Origin of the sequence: Nitratireductor indicus C115, from assembly GCF_000300515.1 — a bacterium.
Taxonomy (GTDB): domain Bacteria; phylum Pseudomonadota; class Alphaproteobacteria; order Rhizobiales; family Rhizobiaceae; genus Nitratireductor; species Nitratireductor indicus.
Genome location: NZ_AMSI01000025.1, coordinates 20,433 through 28,048, shown reverse-complemented (window position 1 = coordinate 28,048; position 7,616 = coordinate 20,433). Strand labels below are relative to the sequence as shown.

General features: G+C 57.1%; 7 protein-coding genes. 2 read left to right on the top strand and 5 right to left on the bottom strand.

What is annotated here, in order from left to right; genetic code table 11:
- The 5 genes from NA8A_RS22685 to NA8A_RS22665 form a co-directional block, all read right to left on the bottom strand.
- Nucleotides 1-416 (bottom strand): hypothetical protein (locus NA8A_RS22685; protein WP_040673401.1); only part of this gene is annotated, 416 nt, incomplete at its 3' end.
- A 478-nt stretch (nucleotides 417-894) separates the two neighbouring features.
- On the bottom strand, nucleotides 895-2,319 hold the full coding sequence (locus tag NA8A_RS22680) for an HD domain-containing protein (RefSeq protein ID WP_240532846.1): 1,425 nt from the start codon (nucleotides 2,317-2,319) through the stop codon (nucleotides 895-897).
- A 77-nt stretch (nucleotides 2,320-2,396) separates the two neighbouring features.
- Nucleotides 2,397-2,981 carry an AAA family ATPase gene (locus NA8A_RS22675; protein WP_009452770.1) on the bottom strand — a complete coding sequence of 195 codons (585 nt, stop codon included), beginning with the start codon at nucleotides 2,979-2,981 and terminating at the stop codon, nucleotides 2,397-2,399.
- The gene (locus NA8A_RS22670) at nucleotides 2,978-3,562 is read right to left on the bottom strand and encodes a 3'-5' exonuclease (RefSeq protein ID WP_009452769.1); all 585 of its coding nucleotides are present in this window, start codon (nucleotides 3,560-3,562) and stop codon (nucleotides 2,978-2,980) included. The genes NA8A_RS22675 and NA8A_RS22670 overlap by 4 nt, the downstream gene beginning before the upstream one ends.
- Entirely contained in the window at nucleotides 3,559-4,695 is a 1,137-nt protein-coding gene (locus tag NA8A_RS22665) for a radical SAM family protein (RefSeq protein ID WP_009452768.1), read from the bottom strand. Before NA8A_RS22665 ends, NA8A_RS22670 begins: the two co-directional genes overlap by 4 nt.
- Nucleotides 4,696-5,250: 555 nt before the next feature.
- Here NA8A_RS22665 and NA8A_RS22660 point away from each other — a divergent pair.
- Together NA8A_RS22660 and NA8A_RS22655 are read left to right on the top strand one after the other, a co-directional pair.
- Nucleotides 5,251-6,600 carry a site-specific DNA-methyltransferase gene (locus NA8A_RS22660; RefSeq protein WP_009452767.1) on the top strand — a complete coding sequence of 450 codons (1,350 nt, stop codon included), beginning with the start codon at nucleotides 5,251-5,253 and terminating at the stop codon, nucleotides 6,598-6,600.
- Nucleotides 6,597-7,457 carry a hypothetical protein gene (locus NA8A_RS22655; protein WP_009452766.1) on the top strand — a complete coding sequence of 287 codons (861 nt, stop codon included), beginning with the start codon at nucleotides 6,597-6,599 and terminating at the stop codon, nucleotides 7,455-7,457. Before NA8A_RS22660 ends, NA8A_RS22655 begins: the two co-directional genes overlap by 4 nt.
- Nucleotides 7,458-7,616: the final 159 nt, after the last annotated feature.

The window sequence follows — 7,616 nt, the reverse complement described above, 5'->3', positions numbered from 1 at the left end:
CCGGCAAACCCGGCGCGGTTCATAGCCTGGCGCGCGACCATCACACTCAAATGACCAAATGCGGCCTGTCGGTCGATCATGAGTGAGAGGATTTCTGCCCTTGCATAGTAGCCGAGATCGATCGCGATCATCTCGAATGTCAGAAACAAAAATGCCAACAGGCCCGCGAAAATCGATATAGGCCCCCCTTTATCAAAGAAGTATTTGATCACGAATCCGAAGAAGACAAACAAGCCAATACTGATCGTCATCAGCATCGAGACGACCTGGTCGACCGCATCGGCAATGTCTTTCGACGTAACAGCCGGCCCTTCGGCGGCCCGTGTCACACTAGGAAAATCGAAAAGCACTTCCGACCAGTTTAGCACGGCCAAACCGAAGAAGAGTGCTGCGCCGGCGGCTAGCGGCAGCGCCATTTCGGAAATCCACCTAGGCATAGCCGCGGCCTCCCTGCCTGATTTCGTGCTATCGGCGGATCGTTCTCAATTCTCTCGTGATGCAATCCCCACCCTTTGGGCAGTGGAACGGCTCGACACCGTCGTGATGACCTCCGATGTCGATTGCCCGGACTCCAATCCCGCCTTGATATCAGACGGCATACGCTGAGCGCCGGGATACTACTGTGGCTTCGTGGGGTTGTCGACCTGTCCGATGGCAGAGCCTTCGTTCCTGACAATACAATATAGGCGGTGACGCGAGTGGATCCGCCGAGATCAGGTTTGGCTCGAGTAGACGGCCGGACGGGGGCCGAGTCCGGACTGTCCGGTTCTGGCCGGGAAACTGAGAAAGCCGATGACCTGAGCTGAAGAACTTTCATGGCGGTGCGAACGGCGCCTACCGATCTACCTGAAATTGTCTCGACCAGAATTTAGTCATTCACACCAGCGAACGGGCCTAGCTTCCTCGATCCTTCAGTTCCGCCTCGATCAACGCCTTGATTGCACTTTTCAAGATATCCGCCTTCAGGATATTCTGATCGTCGTAGTAGATCCGATGGATGTTAAATGACGCGGCGCTTGCTACGACTGGAGAGATAGACGCGATGTCCAGAATTTGCCCGCCGACGCTTACATTGATCTGCTGAGGATCGCCACCGATAATGCCCTTCGGCTTGTAGATCGGCCGGTTGTAGGTATCGTAGTAGTAGCTGTCGCTCCAGATTGAGGAATCTTCCTGCAGTTTCTTCGCCACAGCCACGCAGATCCCTTCGATCAGCGCGACGCGCGATATGGCAGGCAGCGCGCTGGTCGTGGACCGCAAGGCCAAGACTTCGTCCGCCACCTTCCAAATGTCGATCATCGGTAAGATCCTGCGATCCGAAAGCCGCGTTGCGATGTCACTTACGGAAGTATCGGTCGCCTCGCGGAACTGATGGAGCGATCCCCAAAAGAGCGTATCGTCAAGAAGGCTCGCATGGTCGAGATTATCTGGCTCGCGGAAAAACCGAACGAATGGATGGTTCTCCGAAAGTCCTGTGGATGTCACGTCATCGGAGGCGATCATCTGAAAAACCCTGCTTAAGAGCTGGGCAAACATGAATTCCAGGCCCCTGGTCTTCTTGTGCAAATAGATCGTCGGATAGAGCTGGAACAATGTCACCGTGAACTGTTCGAGCGAGATATACGCCTTGCTATCGACATAGAGAAAATGTGCGTCGCCGTTCTGACCCTGCTTGAAATTCCGCAGCAGCCAATCCAGGTCGATCCCGCCTGAGGATACACCGGCGAAATAGGCGTCCCGTTTCGCGTAATCGAGCCTGTCGGCGTCAAGCTGGCTCGAAACAATGGATGTGTAGACGCAGTTCTTGTCCTTCTTCTTGATGATGTCGCGGACCATGCCCGGAAAATGGGGGCCGCCGAAATTCGCAAGCGCCCCGCCGATCGAGGAATCCGTGATGATTCTTCGGCCGACCGCCTCATGGTCTACAGCTGTGGCGAAGCTCTTCGCTCGTTGACCTTCAAGCGTGTTGCGCGCCAGAAAGAACTCCATGGCCTTTTCGAATGCATGGCTGAACATGCCATGACCCACGTCGTGCAACAGCGCGGCGGCCAAGCACGCTTCAGCCTTAGGCGACCATTTCCCGGTAGCCTCCTCGGGCTCGATGATCATCAGCATCCGCTTGGCGATCTTGTAGACGCCGAGCGAATGCGCGAACCGAGAATGGGCGGCTGAGGGAAAGACGTAATCGGAAAAGCCGAGTTGCTTGACGCGACGGAGACGCTGGAAATATGGATCGGAGAGCAACTTTTTTAGTTCGTTCTCGCGTGGGCCATTAAAATCAATGAACTCGTGGATCGGATCCTTGATGACCTTGTTCAAAAGCTCCGGCATTGCCCCCCCCAACATGATACTTCCGAAATTGCAGAGTGCCGCCTGCGCCTGCGCACTTTCTTCGCTTAGTCTGCCAAGCGCTGGTGGACGGTCGTGAGAACCAGTTCCAGAACTGCATCGCCGTTGGCGGAAGTCAGGATAAATGGTTCGAAACCCGCCTCGTCGGCGATCATACGGATCTTGCTGCCGGCTGCGACCCGAAAATCCTGATTTCTATCCCGCCCCTCGCCGAGTCGGATTACTGGATCAAGTTCTGTGATAACAAGCAGATCATAGTCCCCTCCATGAGCGATAGCGATCGCACGAAGCTCATCAAGCTGGCGATCTGGCAACGAACGACCGGAGATTTCCAGGGCGGCGTAGAGATACCCCAGCGCGTCAAAAACGGGGCGATCGACGAGAATGACCTCGTTGACCAAAGCTGCTTCAGCCTCCTGCCTCATGCCTTCCGCCATGATCCAGAGCGTGCTATCGAAGTTATGCTCGGTCAGGATCGGAAAGCCGCGGTCCCGCGCCGCCGTGGCGAGGTCGCCTACCCGACCGATGCGCGCTCCTTCGCGCGCAAGATGATCGCTCAGCTGCTCGAGGAAAGTCGACTTTCCGGTTGAATGTGTGCCGGCTATCCCGACCTTAACTTTCCTCAGGCTCATAAAAAGCTCTCCTGCGATCTGAAAAGTATATCGGCGTCTCGGGCACGAAGATCGCGAGCGTCGCGATCGAGCGGCTCGAGAAGTGCAGTGAACAACAGAGCGGTGAGCGCGACGTCAAATTGGGCGGAATGGTGTTTCAAGCCTGTCTGCCGCTCTGCCTCGGCCGTCAAATTGAGAGCGGCACCGAGATTCTCTAGGCTATACGAGGAAAGGCCTGGGCGGAGGGAGCGAGCGAGCTTCAACGTATCGATCGCGGCCGATGGCTGCCATCCTGAAATCGATCGACCGATAACATCAAGCTCGACGCGGACGTTGTGGCCGACGATGACACTTCCGTCGGTCCATGTAACGACGTCTTCGGCGATATCGTCGATACTTGGCGCGTCAGCAACATCGTCGTCGGAGAGGCCGTGAATCTTGGTCACGGCCGCGGCAATTGGCAGCTCAGGCTTGACCAGCCAGTGAAAAGCTCGGCCGGTGGGACGGAGGTCAATGAGCTCCAGCAGTGCGATCTCGACAATTTCAGGAGGAGTAGCTCCGTTGCCCTCTACGTCGGTGACCCAAACCTTTTGCCAAGTCATTCCCATCCGATCTCCGCTCGGCCGTGCCGGTGCTGCCTATGGGGCTGCGCACGGTCATGGACTTGGAAGTTTAACGCGTGCTGCATGAAATAGCGTTGCGCTTCGTGGCTGCCACTGACTTCGATCCGACGATCAGAAATCTCGATACCATCTAGGTCTGCCAGCGAGACCACACGAGCAAGGCTGCGAATAACCTCCATATCCGGTCTATGATGGTGTCTTCCGCAGATTTCGCGCTGGGCCTTGGGACAGATATCGCAGATTTCGCTGATGCCGAAATGGCCATTGAAGTCCGGGACACCGTGAGCGAAGGCGACTCCGCACGACGTTTTGCGGAAGATCGGCCTCCCCTCGAAATGACTTAAAATTCGCCTTTCGGCGTCGCGCGGCAAAACCTTCCGTCGAGCAACGTCCGCATAAAGGTCGGGCAACCCGGCTTCGCGGAAGTAGGCCCGAATTTCTTCCCGATAGAAGAGGCCGGTAAAAACCGTCGCATCCGCGAACTCCGAAAGCCGGCGCGCAGACGCGAAGTGATCGTTCGTGTCGTTCAGGCCCGAGATAATCGGGCGCCAGTAGAGGATCTTCTTCACGCGCGAGGCCGAACTGGCCAGCACCTCCAAGCTCCCGGCGGCGATCGCCGAAGAAACCGGCTCAACCCGGTCATCATCGATTCCCGACCATGTGACCAGGATCGTCAGTTTGAGGTTCGTGAGCGCCTCAAGCCGTTCGACGTCTGACGGCTCAATTTTCCATCGAGTGATCACCAGGACTGGATTCCTGAATCCTCGCCCATCGAGAGCCTCAAGGCTTCTAAAAAGATGCGTCTTTACGCCGGGAAGAAATGGGTCCGTCGCTCGGTTGAAAATCTGAATTGGAGTCGTGTGTGCCCGAAACGCCCAATGGCCGACGAGTTCCTGCACCGCGATCTCGTCGTCGACGATCAGGTGAGGTCGTTTCATCGAGAAGTTTTCGAATAGGTGGCGCACACAGTATCCGCAATCCAGCGGACATCCGACGATGTGGTTGAGGCTCAATCCTGACTTTCGGTAGTCTATGTAGTTCAGAAGACTTCGAGGGAGATCGTCCGGCGCAGGGCGTACGGTCTTCAAATTCGACAATGCAGTCTTAGTCATGTGTGCCTCCCCAAACGACAGTCGAAGATTGAACTACGGGATAGAAAACGCAAGTTTTTCGCCAGATTCGAGCTATCTGCTGGCGTGAGCCTGTCAGAGTAACATTCGTCCGCTTTCGGGGGACGCTGATTTAGAGCCTGGATGACCAATTTGGGGCGCAGAGCTGACTTTGGTAGAAATTGTCGATTGATCCCCTAAGTAGCTGAAATTTATGGAATATTGGTGCCTTCATGCTAGGCGCTGATTCGGCTTGCTCTCGCTCAGAATGTCCTCTGGTGGGAAAGCAACAGTTCCTCATTAGAAAATTATTCTAAAATTTTGCCTGATTTTCTGCGGTCTGCAGGATTTCGCTTTTGAAGGGTCTTAAAAGGGTGTTTGAGGGGGCTTCAAAGCCCGTTTGAAGGCGTGTGCGCAAAGCTGAAACAGTTTTGCTATTTGCAGAGCGCATATTGCGGCCCCTGGACCCGCTTGGTTATCGTTCGGCCAGTTCAAGCGTCACGAGTACCCAACAAAAATCAGCTTTCCCGCTCCGTGTGGGGCTTATGGAGATTGCCCATGCATTCGCCAAGCGAAGACCTGTGCCCGATCGACAGGCTCATTCCCTACGTCAACAACGCACGCACGCATTCGAAGAAGCAAATCCGCCAGATCGCCGACAGCATCAAGCGCTTCGGCTTCTGCAATCCGGTCCTCGTGTCCGACGATCACTCCATCATTGCCGGGCACGGCCGGGTGGAGGCGGCCAGGTTGATTGGAATGAAGGAAGTTCCTGTCCGCAGACTGTCGCACCTGTCGCGTGACGAGATCCGCGCCTACATCCTGGCCGACAACAAGCTGGCGGAAAACGCCGGCTGGGATCGCGACCTGCTTGCCATCGAGATGCAGGGCCTGATCGATCTCGACTTCGATATCGAGATCCTCGGCTTTTCGACGACGGAGATCGACCTTGTCCTGGACGGAGAAGTCCGCGGAGAGCATGTGGCCGATCATCATCTCGATGCGCCGGAACCGATCTCCGATGGGCCTGCCGCTACCAAGGCAGGGGACATATGGCAGCTCGGGCCGCATAGCCTCCTTTGCGCCGATGCGCGATCGAGCGAAGAGATCGGGCGTCTTTTGGGCGGCGAAAGCGCGACCATGATGTTCACCGACCCGCCTTACAATGTTCCGATCGACGGTCATGTGAGTGGCCTCGGCCGCATCCGGCATCGCGAGTTCGCTCTGGCCTCCGGCGAGATGGACGAGACTGCCTTCACCGAGTTTCTCCGTCGGTCGCTTGCCGCGGCGAGCGACCATCTCAAGGATGGGGCGATTGCCTATGTGTGCATGGATTGGCGGCATATGCGCGAGTTGCTGGAGGCTGGCCATGCCGTCTTCGATGAGCTGAACAACCTGTGCGTGTGGAACAAGACCAATGGTGGCATGGGGTCGTTCTACCGCTCCAAGCATGAGCTTGTCTTCGTGTTCACGAAGGGGAGGGCAGCGCATATCAACAACTTCGGGCTCGGCGACGAAGGGCGCTATCGCACCAATGTCTGGGATTATCCGGGCATCAGTTCGCTCGGTGCAACGCGGGACGAGGAGCTTTCCATGCATCCGACCGTCAAGCCGGTCGCCATGATTGCCGATGCGATCCGGGACTGTTCCAGGCGAGGGGATATCGTCCTCGACATATTCGGCGGTTCAGGCTCGATGCTGATCGCTGCTGAACAATGCGGCCGTGCTGCCCGGTTGGTCGAGATCGATCCACTCTATTGCGACACGATCATTCGTCGCTTCGAGCGCGTGACCGGTGAGCGCGCCGTTCTGGCGGGCACTGGTGCGTTCTTCGCTAACGTTGTGGCCGAGCGAGGAGAGACTGTCAGTGGATATGGAAAGGAAGCTTTGGTGGAGGTGCAGCCATGACCCGGCGCAGAAAGGCACCACCGGCCACGTCTTCGGAGACGGAGCTTGTCAGCCTCACCCCGATCCAGCAGACATTGCTGGAGGAAGCCGATCGCCAGATCACCATCCTGAGCGAAGGCCGGGAGCTGAAGACGACGGTTGGCAATGTCGTTATCCGCAAGCTTCTGCAGACGGCTGCGAACGGTTCGTCACATGCCCTCGGTCACACGGTGAAGGCGATCACTGTCGCGCAACAGGTTCGGCAGAATGTGATCAAGGAGGATGTCGCATTCGGCCTGCGCTTCAAGGAGCATCAGCAGAGATTGTTGGACGAGGTGATCAAACGCGGTGGCGATCCTGAGAGTGTGCTGCCGCATCCCGACGACATCGTGATCATTGAAGGAACGGGCTATCGGATCGACGGTCCCGCGGATGCCGAGCAGTTGTTGGTGCTGAAGGACAATTGCAGGCGTCGGAACGTCCTGATCCTGCAGGCCATACTTGAGGAGCGGCTAGCGCGGGCTCCAGCAGACAGCCCGGCTGGCCTCTTCTCCGGTGCCACACCGCTCGTTCTCGTTCAGTTTTTGAATGAGGGATTGCCGGCACGCTACCGTATGTCCGACACCGCCATCATCGTGGCGATGGAGCGCTATCGTCGATTGACGAAACGCGAGCTTCTCAAACATGTGCGCAAAGCCTGGGCAACACTTGGTCAATCCAGGCCTCGTGGTTGGATCATGCCACCCCTCGGCGAGACGCGCCGCCGGATCGAACGATTGATCCCTGAGTGCATGGACCTCTATGCCGATATCAGGACTGGCAAGGTGACGAGTGATCGGAAGATCGTGGAGCGGATCGGAAGGATTGCGCGGCAATAGGCGGGGGACCGCTCGCTGACCTCCGCTGATCTGCGTGAGTGTTCGCCCTTGCCGCTGGACTTAGGCTGCCAAGGAAGCATTGCTGGTCTCCGGTCGGGTGCGGATGATGCGCTCGACCGCGCCCGCCTCGCGGGCTTCACGCGGTGCAAGGACCGGAAT